Below are 15,971 nucleotides of genomic sequence, written 5' to 3' on the forward strand. Positions count from 1 at the left end.
CAGGGGGCCAGGTCTTCATCGTCATGCACACACGCCCCAATTAACTTGCGCACAATTTAATTGCTCAATCTCATCATCACGAAAGGCAAGATCATGGCGCTCGACAAAGTTCTCTACACCGCTCACGCAACCGCCACCGGAGGCCGCGACGGCCGTGCCGTGAGCTCGGACAACAAGCTGTCCGTCGCCCTCGCCCGCCCCAAGGAGTTGGGCGGCAACGGTGAAGGCACCAACCCGGAGCAACTCTTTGCCGCGGGCTACGCCGCCTGCTTCATCGGCGCCATGGGCCACGTGGCTGCACAATCCAAAAAATTCCTGCCGGCCGGCACCCAGATCGCGTCAGAAGTAGGCATCGGGCCCATTCCTGCCGGCTTCGGCATCCAAGTCGCTCTCAACATCACGCTTCCTGGCATGGACCGCAGCGAGGCGCAGGCACTGATCGACGCGGCCCATCAAGTCTGCCCGTACTCCAACGCGACCCGCGGCAACATCCAGGTCACCCTCAATCTGGTCTGATCGAAGCCATCCGCAAGCGATCAGGCTTCGACGTTCGGGATAAAACCCGGAAATTCGGTGCTAATCTCAGGTTTTCCCCAGCTTCCTGAGGTTGACGCGCTGCAGTTGAGCGCCTACGCTTGCGACCCATGGTTTTCACGATCCGCCGTCAAGGCCGCCTAGCCCAAGTTTTGGGCGACCCTGCCCCCGGGATCCCTTCTGGTGTCCACACATCGCTTGCCGCCGGCCTGCTGGCGTGCGGCTTGCTGCTGGGCGCCGTCTCATCGGCCTCGGCGCAGTCCGTGAACACCAACTCGCCCACCAGCACAACGGCGGGTTTGCCTCAGGCATCGAGCACCACGCCCGCACCACCTGCGGCCGCTACCGGCACAACTCAGGCTGCAGGCACTGACAACGCCGACCCCGTCTCCCGCTTCCTGGCCGACAAAGGCTTGCTGCCCAACACAAAACCTGTGGTCGAACTGGCCCAGCAGGTGCGAGACAAGGCCACGGACATGGCCTCCGACCTGGTGCTGTCAGCCATGAACTTCCTGGGCGTCCCCTATCGCCGGGGCGGCTCGTCCGCACAGAGCGGCTTCGACTGCAGCGGCTTCACCCGCCACGTTTTCGAAAACAGCGTGGGCCTGATCCTGCCGCGCCGCGCCATCGAACAAGCCAACTCGCCTGACCTGATCCCGATCCAGAAGTCCGAGCTGAAGCCCGGTGACCTGGTGTTCTTCAACACCTTGCGCCACACCTTCTCGCACGTGGGCATCTACATCGGCGACGACAAATTCATCCACTCGCCACGCGCGGGCGGCCATGTTCGCGTCGAGGACATGCGCCAGGCATACTGGCAGCAACGTTTTGACGGTGCACGCCGCGCGCCGGCCATGATCGCGCGCCAGCAAACACCGCCGCCCAACAACTGAGTTGCCATCAGGGCCACGGCAAGCCAACCAGACTTGCCGCACAATGCGGGGCCATGAGTCAGTCACCCGCGCAGCAAACCGGACGCATCATCCCGATCCGGACGTCCTCTCCAGACGCCCTGCCCTTGCCCGCCGCCAAGCAGGCGACCGTCTCCCGGCTGCCGATTGACTTGCTTGGGCGTCCCCTGCATGACATGCGCATCTCGGTCACGGACCGCTGCAACTTCCGCTGCGGCTACTGCATGCCGCGCACCGCCTTCGGTTCTGACCACCCCTTCCTGCCGCAGGCTGAGCTGCTGAGCTTCGAGGAGATCACCCGCGCGGCACGCATCGCCTTGTCGCTGGGTGTGACCAAACTGCGGCTGACAGGTGGCGAACCCCTGCTGCGCAAGGACATCGACAAGCTGATCAGCCAGCTGGCAAACCTGCGTACCCTGGACGGCCAGCCCCCTGAACTCACGCTGACCACCAACGGCAGCCTGCTCAAGCGCAAGGCACGGGCACTGAAAGACGCCGGGTTGCAGCGCGTGACCGTCAGCCTGGACGCCCTGGATGAGGCCACCTTCCAGCGCATGAGTGATGCCAACCTGTCCGTGTCAGACGTGCTGGCCGGCATCGAGGCCGCACAGGCGGTGGGCCTTGCGCCCATCAAGGTCAACATGGTTGTGCAAAAAGGCGTCAACGACCAGGAGATCCTGCCGCTGGCACGCCACTTCCGGCACAGCGGCATCGAACTGCGCTTCATCGAGTTCATGGACGTCGGCCAGACCAACCAGTGGCAGATGGCGCACGTGCTCCCCTCGGATGACGTCCGCGCACGCATCCACAAAGAGTTCGTGCTGCGCCCGGCAGAACAAGCCCGGCACGGTGCCACCGCCCAACGCTGGGCCTATGCAGACGGCGCAGGCCACATCGGCTTCATCTCCAGCGTGACGCAGGCCTTCTGCGGCGACTGCACCCGCCTGCGGCTGTCCACCGACGGCCGGCTCTACACCTGCCTGTTTGCCAGCCAGAGCCATGATCTGCGCAGCCTGCTTCGCAGCGAACAGCAACTGCCCGACGAACACATCGCAGCGCGCCTGGCCGGCCTGTGGTCGCAACGCCAGGATCGTTATTCACAACTGCGCGGCTCACCGACCCAAGACCTGCAGGCGCCGGGTAACACGCCTGCGCCACGCGTCGAAATGAGCTATATCGGTGGTTGAAGCGGTGTCAACAGGCGTCACAGGCTGGCTGCTGGCCGGCGGCGAAGGCCGTCGCATGCAAGGCCAGGACAAAGGCCTGGTCGACTACCAGGGCCAGCCACTGGCCACCTGGGTGCTCAACAGCCTGGCGCCGCAATGCCAGACACTGCACATCAGCGCCAATCGCAACCTGGATCGCTACGCGCAGCTGCTGCATGAAGCGACTGGCGCGAGTTCGGCCGAATCAAGTCAAGCCGTATTCCCTGACGACCCCGACCTCGAACCCCGAAGCGGCCCGCTGGCCGGCCTCATCACCGCCATGCGTCACACCGACACCGACTGGCTGATGGTGGCGCCTTGCGACATGCCCCACCTGCCGCGCGACCTGGTGACGCGCCTGATGCAGCAAGCCTTGCAAACAAACGCCGACATCGTGATTCCTTGCACGGAATCAAGCGCCCAGGAGCCCCGTCACCATTGGGTCTGTGGATTGATTCGCAAGCGGGTTTGCCCTGACACTCTGCATCAGTTCGTGAATGGTGAACGTAAAGTTGGCCATTGGGTTCGTAGCCAATCCTGGTCCAGCGTATCCTTCCCTGACACGAGCGCTTTTGCCAACATGAACACCCTGGAGACACTGCGTGGTCGGGATTGATTCTTCCGTACGCATTGCACGCATTGCGCCCGCCGAGCTGAGTGCATACAAGAAGCTTCGTGACGAAGGCCTGCAATTGCACCCTGATGCCTTTGATGCCGACATCGAAAGCGAGCGTGCCCGCCCCCCTGAAAGCTACCTGGGCCGCCTTGGCTTGAGCGAAACCCTGGGCGGCACCTTTCTGCTGGGCGCCTGGGTCGAGAAAGAGCTCGTGGGCATGATCGGCCTGGAGCGCCAGTCACTCCAGAAACTGCGCCACAGCGCTGAACTCAACAGCATGATGGTGAGCGCCCGACACACGGGCAAAGGCATCGGCCTCATGCTGGTCAATGCGGCCATTGCGGAAGCACGCCACTCGATCGGCCTGGAGCAGATCATGCTGCGCGTGAGCACGTCCAGCGAGTCCGCCATCCGTTTGTATGAGCGCGCGGGCTTCCAGGCGTGCGGGGTCCTGCCCCATGCGATCAAACTGGTTGACGCACCTGGCCAGGTCCGCTACTTTGACAAGCTGACCATGGTCCTCATCCTCTGAAGACCCGGTTCAGCCAGTTTCGCACCCTTCAGCGCGCCTCGGCCGCACCCCGGTTGGCCAGGCCATCCGCCCGTTCGTTGCCCGGGTCGCCCGCGTGCCCCTTCACCCAGCGCCAGTCCACCTGGTGCTGCGCGGCCATGTCTTCCAGCTTGCGCCACAGGTCGTCGTTCTTGACGGGCTTGCCGTCTGCCGTCTTCCAGCCGCGGCGCTTCCAGCCCGTGATCCACTCGGTGATGCCTTTACGCACGTACTCGCTGTCGGTGTAGATCACGACCTTGCATGGCCGCTTGAGTACCTTCAAGGCCTCGATCACGGCAGTGAGCTCCATGCGGTTGTTGGTGGTCATCAGCTCACCGCCCCACATTTCCTTCTCATGCGGGCCACTGACCATCCATACGCCCCAGCCGCCACGGCCCGGGTTGCCCTTGCACGCACCGTCGGTGTACATCACGACGGCAGGCGTTGCTGTTTCAGTCATCCATTCACATCCTGTTGAAAGTGGCCATCACGCTGATGGCGTTGGGCCACAACGGCCGGTGCCGCAGTCGGGGCGACACGGGCCTTCTTGATCTTGCCGACCAGGTGCATGCCACGCGCCCGCTTCACGGCCACCACGAAATAAACGGCGCCCAGCACGGGCCACCAACGGTCACCAGCATGCTCCATCCAGCGCAGCCGCGACCACGATTGCTCGCTGCGCACCATGGGTCGATAACAACCAAAGCAACCGGCCTCGACCTCCAGGTCCAGCAGGCGCAGCCAGTCGCGCAAGCGCCAATAGGCAATGAACTCGCCTTGCGGCAAAACCAATGCCGACTGCACGCCCCACCGCCCCATGCGCTGCCACATGCCCCACAGGCTGGCCGGGTTGAAGCCGGCGATCACCACACGCCCTTCAGGCACCAGCACACGCTCGACCTCACGCAGGGTGTCATGCGGGTCACGAGCCAACTCCAATGCGTGCGGCAACACCACCAGATCCAGGCTGTTGCTCGGGAAAGGCAAAGCCTCGAAATCACAACGCAGGCTGAACGGCGCGCCATTGAGCAGCTCACCACCATCGACCAGAGGCTCATGCACCAGCGGCGACATGCCCGAAGGTGGCGCCCAATGCGCGTATGCTGCGTCCAGCGCCAGCCAGCGGTGCGGCATGCGGTTCGTGCGCAAGCCATCCAGCTCAGGCAAACCCAGCTGCAGCGCATGAAAGCCAAAGATGTCGGACACCAGGCGGTCCATCTGCGCCTGCTCCCATTCGAGCAGGGCCTGCCCCGGCGGCAAAGCCAGCCAGGGGTGCAACTCTATAATTGGATCGACTCTGGTCATGGAATTACTAGCTCTACCCGCCTTCACCGACAACTACATCTGGATGCTGCACAACGGGCAACAAGCGCTCGTGGTCGATCCAGGTGAGGCCTCGCCTGTGCTCGACGCACTGCGGCAACGCGGATTGACGCTGACCGCCATTCTAGTGACCCATCATCACCCGGATCACACGGGTGGGCTGCGGTCCCTGCAATCTGGCCACATTCCCGTCTACGGGCCGCGACAAGAAGCCATTGCCGGTATCACGCACGCGATGGGCGAAGGCGATGTGCTCGAGTGGGAGGGCATCGGCATCCGCGTGATGGATGTCCCGGGTCACACGGCCGGACACATCGCTTACCTGATTGAGCATGCGCCACATCAAGCGCCGTTCGATCCGATCGCCTTCGTTGGCGATACACTCTTCTCTGCGGGCTGCGGCCGTCTATTCGATGGCAGCATGAACCAGTTGTTCGCGAGCCTCACCCGCCTGAAGCAGTTGCCGGATGCCACCCGCGTCTGTGCAGCACACGAATACACCCTCAGCAACCTGCGCTTTGCGAAGGCTGTTGAGCCAAACAACCTTGACCTTGGCGCTTACCAGTCGCATTGCGAGGCCTTGAGGGCCAACGCGCTGCCTACACTGCCCAGCACCATGCGCACCGAGAAGGCGGTCAACCCCTTCTTGCGTTGCACTGAACCCGAAGTGGTCTCCAGCGCCTTGCAGCACGGCGCAAAGGATGCCAGCCCCGAGGCTGTCTTTGCCGCCCTGCGTCTATGGAAAAACACATTCTGAAGATGAAGACAACACGCTTGCTCCATCGCTCCTTCACCTTGACCGCCACGATGCTGGGATGCCTGTTGATGACGGCATGCGGCTCGGTCTACGGCCCACAGAGCCGCCAGCAACTCGACATGGACAAGCTGCTGCAAAGCACCCCACCCGGGGCTGGCAATGCACTGGCAGGCAACGAGGGCAAGTTCCTGCGCAGCACCGTCAAGCAAGACCCGGCATCAGGCTTGCGGGTGGACATCGGCGCCGCCACGATCAATGGCACCGAGGCCTCACCTGCCGCCACGGCCACCACCTCAAGCGGCACCACTGAAGCAGCCTCCAGCTCCAGCGACACGGTCGCGGCTTCGGCCGCAGCGGCCATCGCCGCGGCTGCCGAAGAAGACCAGGACGGCAAGGAAGCTGTCGGGGCCCCATCCGACCCGCTGCGCCCTGATGCCGCACTGGACCTGACCGACACCACGGCCAACCAGGACCTGTGGGGCCGTGTGCGCAAGGGCTTTGGCCTGCCGCCACTGGAGAGCCAGCTGGTGCTGGACCACGAGCGCTGGTACGCCAGCCGCCCCGAGTACGTGCAGCGCATGACCGAACGGGCCAGTCGCTATCTGTTCCACGTGGTCGATGAAATCGAGCGCCGCCAGATGCCGACCGAGCTGGCCCTGCTGCCCTTCATCGAAAGCGCGTTCAACCCGCAAGCCTTGTCCTCGGCCCGAGCTTCGGGCATCTGGCAGTTCATGCCCGAAACCGGCAAGGACTTCGAACTCAAGCAGAACCTGTTCCGCGATGACCGCCGCGACGTGCTGGCATCGACCCGCGCCGCGCTGGACTACCTGCAGCGCCTGAACAAGCAGTTCGGTGACTGGCACCTGGCCCTGGCCGCCTACAACTGGGGCGAAGGCAATGTGCAGAAGGCCATCAACCGCAATGCGCGCATGGGCCTGCCCACGGACTACGCCAGCCTGAACATGCCGCCCGAGACACGCAACTACGTGCCCAAGCTGCATGCGATCAAGAACATCATCTGGCACCCGGAAACCTTCGGCCTGACGCTCACGCCGATCGAGAACCACCCGTACTTTGTCAGTGTGCCCATCCAGCGCGACATGGACGCCCCGCTGGCTGCCCGCCTGGCCGGTCTGCCTCTGGAAGAGTTCAAGGCCCTGAACCCCTCGCTGAACAAGCCTGTCATCCTGGCTGCCGGCACACCGCAGGTGCTGCTGCCCTATGACAACGCCAGCCTGTTTGTGCACAACCTGAGCAACCACAAGGGCCCCCTGGCCAGCTGGACGGCCTGGGTCGTGCCACGCACGATGCGCCCCGCAGATGCAGCACGTCAGGTCGGCATGAGCGAAGCCAGCCTGCGCGAGGTGAACCACATTCCACCCAAGATGCTGGTCAAGGCAGGCTCCGCCTTGCTGGTGCCGCGCTCTGGTCAGCGCGAACAGGATGTGTCTGAATCCATCGCGGACAACGCCATGATGGCGCTGGCACCCGACCTGCCTCCCATGCGCCGCATGAGCCTCAGGGCCGGCAAGCGTGACACGGTCGCCGGCATTGCCAGGCGCTACCGTGTGTCACCACAACAGGTGGCGCAATGGAACCGCACCTCGGCCTCGGCCACCTTCTCGCGTGGCCAGACCATCGTGGTATTCGTGCCCAGCAAGCCCGCCACGCGCAATGTGGCCAGCGCCCGGCGCGCCACCCACACGGTTGCCACAGCCAAGGGCCGCAAACCAGCACGCGTCTTGGCCAGCGCAGCCCGCTCGCCGGCGCGCAACAATGTAAAGGCCAAGCCAACCTTGAACCGCAATGCGCGTGTTCGCGTGGCCAGCGCGCGTTGAGCGCGTTGAGCGCGTTGAGCGCGTTGAGCGCGTTGAGCGCGTTGAGCGCGTTGAGCACGCTGAGGGCGTCAATCTGGCGTTGGGCTGCTTGAGTGACTGGTCCATGCAGCCTCGCGCATATCCTGCGCGGGTCGTGCACGGCACGCTCAGCGTCGGTCCATGAAGGCGTGGGCAATGGTACCCAGGTCCACGTATTCGAGCTCACTCCCCACCGGCACACCGCGCGCCAGGCGCGTGACCTTCAAGCCTCGCGCACGCAGTTGTTCGCTCAGCACATGGGCGGTGGCTTCACCTTCCGCGGTGAAGCTCGTGGCCAGAATCACCTCATTGACCACGCCATCGGTCGCGCGCTCCAGCAGAGCAGCCAGCCCGATGTCGCGCGCGCCCAGGCCGTCCAGCGGGCTCAGGCGTCCCAGCAGCACGAAGTACTGGCCCTTGTAGCTGCCTGTACGCTCCAGCGCGGCCTGGTCAGCCGGCGTTTCGACCACGCACAGCAGGTGAGGGTCTCGCGTGGCATCCAGGCAGACGTCGCACACAGGCGCCCGGCTGAAGGTATGGCAACGCTGGCAGTGCCCGATCTCCGACACCGCCAGATCCAGCGAGCGCGCCAGCTTGACCGCACCCGGGCGGTCATGCTGCAACAGGTGATACGCCATGCGCTGCGCTGACTTCTGGCCTACACCAGGCAGGCAGCGCAAGGCCTCGATCAAGCCTTCCAGAGCGGGATCGGCCATCTGAAGCAGTCAGTTCAAGCCGTGCATCAGAACGGGAACTTCATGCCCGGAGGCATGGGCATGCCGGCGGTCAGCTTGCCCATCTTCTCGGCGCTGGTGGCCTCTGCACGGCGCACGGCATCGTTGAAGGCCGCAGCCACCAGGTCTTCCAGCATGTCCTTGTCATCGGCCAGCAAGCTGGGATCGATCGTGACACGCTTGACATCGTTCTTGCAGGTCATCAGCACCTTGACCAGGCCAGCGCCCGATTGGCCTTCCACCTCGACCAGCGCCAGTTCTTCCTGGGCCTTCTTGAGGTTGTCCTGCATTTGCTGGGCTTGTTTCATCAAGCCGGCGAGTTGTCCTTTGAGCATGGCTCATCATCCTTTCTTGCGCAAAACGTGATTGTCGCCGCAGTCCGTACACGCGGCTCACAAAGGCCGGATCGACCCCGGCACGATGCGTGCCCCAGGGTGCTGCGCCAGGAGGCTGCGCACCAGGGGGTCGCTTTCGATCAAATGTTCAGCCTGATGTTGACGGCGCTCGCGCGCCACCTGATCACGCTGGGCGGGCGTATTGCGGGCTGGCCCTTTTTCAAGCTCCAGCATGACCTGGCCGCTCACCACCTGGGCCAGGGCTTGGGCCAGGCGCTCACGGTTGGTCTCGCTGCACAGGCTTTCGCGGTCAACCCTCAGGCGCCACATGCTTTGCCCGCCTTCATCCTGTTGCGCAACGCATTGCGCCTGCATGGCGAGTTCGCGCACCAGCGCCGTGATAGCCCCTTTGGCATTCAACTGCGCCACGACATCAGCCCAGCGATCCGACAAGGGATCGGCACCTGGTGGCGGCAACTCAATGGACACGGCCCGTTCGGCAGATGAGATCGATTCAGCCAAAGGTGCAGACACAGATACGGCCACAGGTGCGGCCACACGTTCGAACTGCCGTTGCGTGCGATGCGCCGGCTCCGGCATCGCTTCCTGCACAAATGCGTCTTCTGGCGGCATGCCGATGGACGCAGGCTCGCCCGCCATCAAAGCGGCATCGGCCTCGGGCGGCAACGCCTCCCAGGGCGGCACGGATTGCCCACCACCTTGCGACTCGACCGCTCTGACCGGTGCGGATGGCTGACGCTGGGCCACATCACCCGCCGGCGCCATGGACGACACAGGCGCAGCAACGGGCACCGGGCCAACGGCAGAAGCCCCCGACGCTGACACAGACGCGGCCACAGGCAAGGGCTCAGGCCGCGCCGCAAGCGAAGCCGGCGCCTGTCGTGGCGCAGCGCCTTGCGCAAGCGTGCTGCTGACTGGCTCGGTCCTGGGCTGCTGCCTGACCGAGCCCTCAGCTTTTGGGAGGGAGGATCCCCCCTGCCCTGCGCCACTGCCTGGCTTGAATGCCAGCAAGCGCAGCATCAGCATCAGCAGCCCGCTGTACTCGTCAGGCGCCAGGGCCAGTTCGGCCCGGCCTTGCAGGCACAGGCTGTAGAAGAGCTGCGTCTCGTCGGGCGCCAGCAAAGGCGCCAGGCCACGCCAGACCAACTCGTCGGGGTCTTCCGAATCTTCCAGCCCCGGCACGGCCTGGATCACGGCCATGCGCTGCAGGGCCGTTGCCAACTCCTCCAAGGTGCCCGAAGCCGACAGGCCCAGCTGACGCAGGGTGTCCACGGCCGCGACGATGGCCTTTCCATCACAGGCTGCCACGGCTTCAATCAGGCGCTGCACGTGCTGGCGGTCCACCGCGCCCAGCATCTGCCGCACGGTGGCTTCCTGCAGTTGCCCACCGCCAAACGCGATGGCCTGGTCACTCAGCGACATCGCATCCCGCATGGAGCCACGCGCCGCCCGCGCCAGCAAACGCAGGGCTTCAGGCTCGAAGCTGATGCCCTCGACGGCCAGCACACTGGCCAGGTGCTCGTGCACCGTCTGCGCGGCCATCGGGCGCAGGTTGAATTGCAGACAACGCGACAGCACCGTGACCGGCACCTTCTGCGGGTCGGTGGTCGCCAGCACGAACTTCAGGTAGTCCGGCGGCTCCTCCAGCGTCTTGAGCATGGCGTTGAAGGCCGTGTTCGACAGCATGTGCACTTCGTCGATCATGTAGACCTTGAAGCGCCCGACCACCGGCTTGTAGACCGCCTGCTCCAGCAACTGCGAGATCTCTTCCACGCCACGGTTGGAAGCCGCATCGAGCTCGACATAGTCCACGAAGCGCCCGGCGTCGATGTCGCGACAAGGCTGGCACTGCCCGCAAGGCGACGCGGTGATCGTGCCCTGCCCATCCGGGCCGACACAGTTGAGCGACTTGGCCAGGATGCGCGACACCGTGGTCTTGCCCACGCCCCGCGTGCCCGTGAACAGATAGGCGTGATGCAGCCGCTGCTGCGACAAGGCATTGCTCAGCGCCTGAACAACATGCCCTTGCCCGACCATGCTGTCGAAGCCCTTGGGGCGGTATTTGCGTGCGAGGACCATTGAACTCATGGCGCGATTCTAGGGCGCCCGCGCCACGCCAAAGGCCTCCCCGCACACTTTCGCGCAGCGCATTTGATACATCTGGAAACAGGTTTACTCACAAAGTCGTGTCCAAACACCCGTTTGAAGCTATGAAAGATGCACGCACCGCCCTACAATTTGATCAGTCGCGATTAAATACATCGCGTCGCGGTTTGCGGGTTTTCCTGCATTTCTGCCACTAATCGGTTGACTCATCTTTTCCAGGCCCGGACCAGGTGAGTGCAGTCGCCGTTTCACCAGAAGTGGGCCGTTGTATGTCGTTTGAAAATCTGGGGTTAATTGAGCCCCTCTTGAAAGCAGTTCTCGAAGCTGGCTATTCAACCCCCACCCCGATCCAGTCTCAGGCGATTCCCGCCGTGCTGGCAGGTGGTGATTTATTGGCGGGCGCGCAAACCGGCACGGGTAAAACGGCCGGGTTTACGCTGCCCCTGCTGCACAAATTGATGACTTCGCCCAGCGCACCTCAGGCGGGTGGTCGGCGACATATTCGCGCGCTGATCCTCACGCCTACACGCGAATTGGCGGCGCAGGTCGAAGAGTCGGTGCGTATCTACAGCAAATACCTGCCGATCCGTTCCGCGGTGATGTTTGGCGGTGTGGGCATGAACCCGCAAATCGACGCGCTGCGACGCGGGCTGGATGTGCTGGTGGCCACGCCCGGGCGGCTATTGGATCACCATCAACAGGGCACCCTGGATCTCAGCCACGTTGAATATTTCGTGCTTGACGAAGCGGATCGCATGCTGGATATGGGTTTTATCCACGATATCCGCCGTGTACTGGCCATCCTTCCGCCCAAAAAACAAAGCCTGCTTTTCTCTGCCACCTTCTCGGATGAGATCAAGGCACTGGCCGAGCGTTTGCTGAATGCACCCAAGGTGATTGAGGTCGCACGCCGAAATGCAACAGCTGAAACCATAGCCCAAAAGGTTCATCCGGTTGATCGCGATCGCAAGCGCGAATTACTCACCCACCTGATTCAAACAAATAACTGGCATCAGGTGCTGGTTTTCACACGCATGAAACATGGCGCCAACCGCCTGGTCGAATATCTGCTCAAGCAAGACGTGACGGCCATGGCCATTCACGGCAACAAGAGCCAGAGCGCGCGTACCCGGGCATTGGCCGATTTCAAGTCTGGTGATTTGCAGGTGCTGGTCGCAACGGACATCGCCGCACGCGGCATCGACATCGACCAGTTGCCCCATGTGGTCAACTTCGAACTGCCCAACGTGCCAGAGGACTACGTGCACCGCATCGGGCGCACCGGCCGCGCCGGGGCCGAAGGTGAAGCCGTGTCGCTGGTCTGCATCGACGAAGAGGGTTTTCTCGCCGATATCGAGAAGCTCATCAAGCGCAGCATCCCGCGTGAGGTCGTACCGGGGTACGAGCCAGATCCTCACGCGCGCCCAGAACCGATTCAGCTTGGTCGCCGCGTCCTGCATGGTGCCCCTGGCTCTCGCTCAGGCGGCGGCGGTGGCGGTAGCGGCGGACGCCCGGGCTCCGGCCAGAACCGAGGCGGGCAGCAAGCCCCCAGGAACAAGTCCGGCGGCTTTTCCGGCCAGAACCACGGTGGTGGCGGCGGGCAAGGCGGGCCACGTCAAGCCTCGGGGTCCGGGGCCTACAAGCCTGCGCAGCCTCAAGAGATTCGTCGACGCTCGGATGCCGCCAACAATGAGCCGGTTGCGTCCAAACCTGCCCCAAGGCGCTTCAGAGGCTGAGGGGGGGGGCAGCCCACGGTCAGCCTGGCATAGGCTGGCATGAAAACAAAAAACCCGGCCAGGCCGGGTTTTTTTCTGCACGGTCAAACTGACCGGGCCGCTTGAATTACTTCGAAGCAGCTTCAGAAGCAGCAGCAGCCTTCTTGGCAGCCTTGGCCTTGTGAGCCTTCTTGGCCTTCTTGGCGGGAGCAGAGGCAGCAGCTTCAGCAGCAGGAGCGGAAGCGGCTTCAGCAGCGAAAGCACCAATAGCGAACATCGAGGCGACCAGAGCGGCGATCAGCTTTTTCATGAAAAAACTCCAAAGGGTAGGATATGGTTGCTTGTCAGATCTGGTCACAGCCAGACCTGTAGACACAAAACGAAGGGTTTCGCGATTCGGTTGACACGCTGCACAAAAATTTTTTTGCTCACTCAAAAGCACGCTCGCGCAGCCATTTGGTAGCCACCCATTTCTCGCCTTCCTTGACTGGCGCACCACCGTGCAGCGTTTTGGTGGAAGGGTGAGGCAGGCCATACGCGAAGAACACGGCCTGCCCGGCCACCGCATGAACATCGATGCCGGCGTCCGGAAATGTGGTGGCACCACCCACCTCTGGTGTATTGAGGTACATGACCACAGTACCGACTCGTTGCCCCCCTCGCTTCAGGATGGCGGCGGAACCGGGCTGGCTGGGGTCGAAATAATCAAAATGAGGCTTGTATTCGGCACCGGGTGCATACCGGAGTATCTGGATGCCCTCGCCGTTTTCGACAGGCCAGTTCACCAAGGCGGCGATGCGGGCCTCGATGCGGGCACAGAGTTCATTTTCGCCCCAGCCAAAAAACATGCCCTGACTGGTTCTCGCCTCGTTGACCTCGCTGCCGCCTGTTGCATTGACCACCGTCTGTGAACGCGTCATGCGCGGCTTGGCCAGGTCGATCAGCTCCTGGCACTCCTGCAGCGAGAGAAAGTCGCCAAAGACCACCACACGGGGATTTCTCATCTGCACCAGGATCTTCACCGACTTGTCGTGTGCCCATACCTCCGACACCCCCTCGGCGGCGACATCCGGCACGCGCCCTGTACCGGCCTGAGCCTGGCTCACGCGCTCAACCATGACCTCTTCCAGGGCGGACAGCGCCACACCTTCCTCCCAGCCGCTGGCCATCATGGCCGCCAGCACGGCATCGGCACCGTGCCCAGCTTCAGCCTGCTCAATGATCCAGCGTCGAAGATCCGGCGTGATCAGTTGCCCCGTCATGCTTGCTCCCGTTCAGTCACTCAACCGCCGCCTGAACACCAGGCGATCGGGCTCAGAGGCCGCCTTGTCGTAGGCATAACCTTCTGCACTGAAATCCAGCAGATCAGCCGGCTTGCGTGCACGCCGAACGATGGCGTGCCGAGCCATCATGCCCCTGGCACGCTTGGCATGGAAACTGATGACCTTCCAGCCCGCACCCTTCCAGTCTTCGAACACGCATTCGACCACGCGCGCCTTCAGCGCCTTGCGCTTGACCGACTTGAAGTATTCCTGGGAAGCCAGGTTGATGATGACGTCGTCACCCTGCTCGGCGAGCTTCGCATTGAGGTGCTCGGCCAGGGTGTCGCCCCACCAGGCATACAGATCCTTGCCCCGAGGGTTGGGCAGCCGGGTGCCCATCTCCAGGCGGTAAGGCTGCATCCAGTCCAGCGGGCGCAAGATGCCGTACAGGCCACTGAGCATGTTGACGTGCTCCTGGGCCCAGTCCAGATCGGACTGCTTCAGGCTGGCTGCATCCAGGCCCTCATACACATCACCGTTGAAGGCCAGGATGGCCTGCTTGCTGTTTTTCGCCGTGAACTTCGGCCTCCAGGCCGCGTAGCGCGCCACATTAAGCGTGGACAAGGTGTCGCTGAGGTCCATCAAGGATGCAATTTGCGCAGGCGTGTAGGGGCGCAGCACGTCGATCAGGGCCGCAGCCTCCTTGGCGAATTGCGGCAAGGTGTGTTTGTCAGTCGTGGGGGCGGTGTCGTAATCCAGACTCTTGGCGGGGGACAGCAAAATCAGCATGGTGAATCAGAGCGTGGCGCCACCGGGCTCACGGTTGCAAGGGCAGAAGGCATCAGTTTGCAGGGCATCCAGAACACGCAGGATTTCCTCGGGATTGCGCCCGACTTTCAGGGTGTTGACGGAGACGTGCTGGATGACGTTGTCGGCGTCCACGATGAAGGTGGCGCGCAAGGCCACGCCGGCCTGCTTGTCGCGCACGCCCAGTTGATCGACCAGGGAACCGGTTTCATCGGCGAAGTTGTAGTGCCCCAGTTTGTCGAGTTCGGCGGCCTCGCGGCGCCAGCCCAGCTTGGAGAACTCGTTGTCGGTCGAGCCGCCCAGCAGCACGGCATTGTGATCAGAAAAGGCCTTGGCCAGCTTGTCGAATGCGGCCACCTCGCTGCCGCACACGGCGGTGAAATCCTTCGGGTAGAAGTAGATCACCTTCCACTTGCCCGGGAAACTCTTTTCCGTGATGTCCTCGAAAGCCGACTGCCCATGCTCCTCGGGCTGGTTGAAGCCGGGCTTGACGCCCACGACCTTGAAGTGTTCCAGTTTGTCGCCAACGGTTTTCATGCTTGCACCCATGCTGAAGTCGGGTTGAGATGCCCTATTTTCTCATCATAGATTCCAGCCAGGCGCACGCGACGGCATCAAGCAGGACTTGCGCAACACTCTTAAAATCGCGGATTCCCTCCACTGCCGCGCCGAGGCTTTCGCCCGGCCACTTCATATGGCGCTCTACCGCATCAACGACAAGGCCCCCCAGGTTCACCCCAGCGCCTACGTGGCCGAATCGGCCGACGTGATCGGCGACGTGACCTTGTCGGAAGGCGCCAGCGTGTGGTCGCACGTGACCTTGCGGGGCGACAACGAGCCCATCATGATTGGCGAGCGCTCGAATGTGCAGGAGTCATCCGTGCTGCACACCGACATCGGCTATCCGCTGACCATCGGCCAGGACGTGACGGTGGGCCACCAGGCCATGCTGCATGGTTGCACCATTGGCGATGGCTCGCTGATCGGCATCCAGGCGGTGGTGCTCAATGGCGCGGTGATCGGCAAAAACTGCCTGGTGGCGGCCGGCGCGCTCGTCACCGAGGGCAAGGTGTTCGAAGACGGCATGCTGATCATGGGCTCACCGGCCAAGGCCGTGCGCCCGCTCAGTGACGGCGATCTGGCACGCATGCACATGGGTACGGCCTTGTATGTGGCCAAATCGGCCCAATACAAGACAGACATGGTGCGCATTGACGCACCTGCGACCGCGAAGTAAAG

The 15,971-nt window shown here is 63.1% G+C and carries 18 protein-coding genes; 9 read left to right on the forward strand and 9 right to left on the reverse strand.

The window, feature by feature from the left end:
* Positions 1-93: 93 nt before the first annotated feature.
* The 5 genes from JY96_RS01595 to JY96_RS01615 all read left to right on the forward strand — a co-directional run bounded on the left by JY96_RS01595 (position 94) and on the right by JY96_RS01615 (position 3,798).
* Complete coding sequence (locus JY96_RS01595; RefSeq protein WP_035040730.1) at positions 94-516, forward strand: organic hydroperoxide resistance protein; 423 nt, start codon at positions 94-96, stop codon at positions 514-516.
* A 242-nt stretch (positions 517-758) separates the two neighbouring features.
* The gene (locus tag JY96_RS01600) at positions 759-1,427 is read left to right on the forward strand and encodes a C40 family peptidase (protein ID WP_235333820.1); all 669 of its coding nucleotides are present in this window, start codon (positions 759-761) and stop codon (positions 1,425-1,427) included.
* 53 nt (positions 1,428-1,480) lie between these two features.
* Positions 1,481-2,632 carry a GTP 3',8-cyclase MoaA gene (gene moaA / locus JY96_RS01605; protein WP_035034391.1) on the forward strand — a complete coding sequence of 384 codons (1,152 nt, stop codon included), beginning with the start codon at positions 1,481-1,483 and terminating at the stop codon, positions 2,630-2,632.
* Positions 2,625-3,266, forward strand: coding sequence for a molybdenum cofactor guanylyltransferase MobA (mobA, locus tag JY96_RS01610; RefSeq protein ID WP_235333821.1), 642 nt, complete (start codon positions 2,625-2,627; stop codon positions 3,264-3,266). The genes moaA and mobA overlap by 8 nt, the downstream gene beginning before the upstream one ends.
* Positions 3,253-3,798: a GNAT family N-acetyltransferase gene (locus tag JY96_RS01615; protein WP_035034395.1), complete on the forward strand. Its 546-nt coding sequence runs from the start codon at positions 3,253-3,255 to the stop codon at positions 3,796-3,798. The genes mobA and JY96_RS01615 overlap by 14 nt, the downstream gene beginning before the upstream one ends.
* 28 nt (positions 3,799-3,826) lie before the next feature.
* On the opposite strand, the gene rnhA is transcribed toward JY96_RS01615, so the two are convergent.
* Positions 3,827-4,276 (reverse strand): ribonuclease HI, encoded by a 450-nt coding sequence (gene rnhA, locus JY96_RS01620; protein ID WP_035034396.1) that lies wholly within the window; start codon positions 4,274-4,276, stop codon positions 3,827-3,829.
* Positions 4,273-5,121 carry a class I SAM-dependent methyltransferase gene (locus JY96_RS01625; protein WP_035034400.1) on the reverse strand — a complete coding sequence of 283 codons (849 nt, stop codon included), beginning with the start codon at positions 5,119-5,121 and terminating at the stop codon, positions 4,273-4,275. The genes rnhA and JY96_RS01625 overlap by 4 nt, the downstream gene beginning before the upstream one ends.
* On the opposite strand from JY96_RS01625, the gene gloB reads away from it, so the two are divergent.
* Both gloB and JY96_RS01635 read left to right on the forward strand, forming a co-directional pair.
* A complete protein-coding gene (gene gloB / locus JY96_RS01630; RefSeq protein ID WP_035034402.1) occupies positions 5,120-5,896 on the forward strand; it encodes a hydroxyacylglutathione hydrolase in 777 nt (258 codons plus the stop codon). The genes JY96_RS01625 and gloB overlap by 2 nt on opposite strands.
* Before the next feature lie 17 nt (positions 5,897-5,913).
* Positions 5,914-7,734, forward strand: coding sequence for a transglycosylase SLT domain-containing protein (locus JY96_RS01635; RefSeq protein ID WP_235333822.1), 1,821 nt, complete (start codon positions 5,914-5,916; stop codon positions 7,732-7,734).
* A gap of 146 nt (positions 7,735-7,880) precedes the next feature.
* On the opposite strand, the gene recR is transcribed toward JY96_RS01635, so the two are convergent.
* The 3 genes from recR to dnaX are packed head-to-tail and all read right to left on the reverse strand — an operon-like array spanning position 7,881 to position 10,930.
* Entirely contained in the window at positions 7,881-8,468 is a 588-nt protein-coding gene (gene recR, locus JY96_RS01645; RefSeq protein ID WP_035034406.1) for a recombination mediator RecR, read from the reverse strand.
* A gap of 26 nt (positions 8,469-8,494) precedes the next feature.
* Complete coding sequence (locus tag JY96_RS01650; protein WP_035034408.1) at positions 8,495-8,821, reverse strand: YbaB/EbfC family nucleoid-associated protein; 327 nt, start codon at positions 8,819-8,821, stop codon at positions 8,495-8,497.
* A 57-nt stretch (positions 8,822-8,878) separates the two neighbouring features.
* Positions 8,879-10,930 carry a DNA polymerase III subunit gamma/tau gene (gene dnaX / locus JY96_RS01655; protein ID WP_035034411.1) on the reverse strand — a complete coding sequence of 684 codons (2,052 nt, stop codon included), beginning with the start codon at positions 10,928-10,930 and terminating at the stop codon, positions 8,879-8,881.
* Positions 10,931-11,217: 287 nt separating this feature from the next.
* Between dnaX and JY96_RS01660 the strand changes: the two genes are divergently transcribed.
* Complete coding sequence (locus JY96_RS01660; protein WP_081960953.1) at positions 11,218-12,684, forward strand: DEAD/DEAH box helicase; 1,467 nt, start codon at positions 11,218-11,220, stop codon at positions 12,682-12,684.
* A 106-nt stretch (positions 12,685-12,790) separates the two neighbouring features.
* On the opposite strand, the gene JY96_RS01665 is transcribed toward JY96_RS01660, so the two are convergent.
* The 4 genes from JY96_RS01665 to JY96_RS01680 form a co-directional block, all read right to left on the reverse strand.
* Positions 12,791-12,973: a hypothetical protein gene (locus JY96_RS01665; RefSeq protein ID WP_035034413.1), complete on the reverse strand. Its 183-nt coding sequence runs from the start codon at positions 12,971-12,973 to the stop codon at positions 12,791-12,793.
* 118 nt (positions 12,974-13,091) lie between these two features.
* Positions 13,092-13,925, reverse strand: a complete 834-nt coding sequence (locus JY96_RS01670) for a 2OG-Fe(II) oxygenase (protein ID WP_035034415.1) — start codon at positions 13,923-13,925, stop codon at positions 13,092-13,094.
* A gap of 12 nt (positions 13,926-13,937) precedes the next feature.
* Complete coding sequence (gene yaaA / locus JY96_RS01675; RefSeq protein WP_035034418.1) at positions 13,938-14,714, reverse strand: peroxide stress protein YaaA; 777 nt, start codon at positions 14,712-14,714, stop codon at positions 13,938-13,940.
* A 6-nt stretch (positions 14,715-14,720) separates the two neighbouring features.
* Entirely contained in the window at positions 14,721-15,269 is a 549-nt protein-coding gene (locus tag JY96_RS01680; RefSeq protein ID WP_035040749.1) for a peroxiredoxin, read from the reverse strand.
* Between the two features lie 157 nt (positions 15,270-15,426).
* Here JY96_RS01680 and JY96_RS01685 point away from each other — a divergent pair, with 157 nt between their 5' ends.
* Positions 15,427-15,969 (forward strand): gamma carbonic anhydrase family protein, encoded by a 543-nt coding sequence (locus JY96_RS01685; protein ID WP_035034422.1) that lies wholly within the window; start codon positions 15,427-15,429, stop codon positions 15,967-15,969.
* Positions 15,970-15,971: the final 2 nt, after the last annotated feature.

Origin of the sequence: Aquabacterium sp. NJ1 (genome assembly GCF_000768065.1) — a bacterium.
GTDB lineage: Bacteria > Pseudomonadota > Gammaproteobacteria > Burkholderiales > Burkholderiaceae_C > Aquabacterium.